At 71.1% G+C, this 467-nt stretch carries 1 pseudogene; it reads left to right on the top strand.

What is annotated here, in order from left to right:
- Positions 1-270, top strand: a pseudogene (locus tag RMT89_RS41090) (hypothetical protein); the annotation flags it as partial.
- Positions 271-467 lie beyond the last annotated feature (197 nt).

The raw sequence follows: 467 nt of genomic DNA, 5'->3' as shown, positions 1-467 counted from the left end.
CGCGTCATCCCTGACGACACGCGGCTTTTCCTGCCGGAGCCGACCGCCATCGATGACTACAACGGGACCGAGCTCGGGGCCACGTTCTGGGGTCAGACCCTGACCGCGACCGATCCGAAGTTCTCGCTCGTCGATGCGGAGATGCCGGGTCTCGTCGCAGGGCTGTGGCGGCATCAGACGGTGCCGATGATCGCCGAGGTGGTCGGAGACGCGATCGCGCTGCCGGTCCTCGCGAACGCGAACCTGTCGATGGCCGTGAAGGTGCTGTGATGAGCACTCTCATCGCTACCACCGTGGTGCGCCCCCCCGGGTACTGCCCCCCGGTGGGGCGCCCCCGTGGCGCCGCGGGACCTGCCGGGGGGGCGGGGGTGGTACTGGGTGTCCGACCTTGTGGGCGGGGGATCTGGGGGTATCGCGGGGGGTATGGGCAGGGCGGGGGACAGCGCGAGGGGGCCCGGTCGACGGAC

The organism is Streptomyces sp. P17, assembly GCF_032436805.1.
Classification (GTDB): domain Bacteria; phylum Actinomycetota; class Actinomycetes; order Streptomycetales; family Streptomycetaceae; genus Streptomyces.
This window is presented reverse-complemented; position numbering and strand designations above follow the sequence as displayed.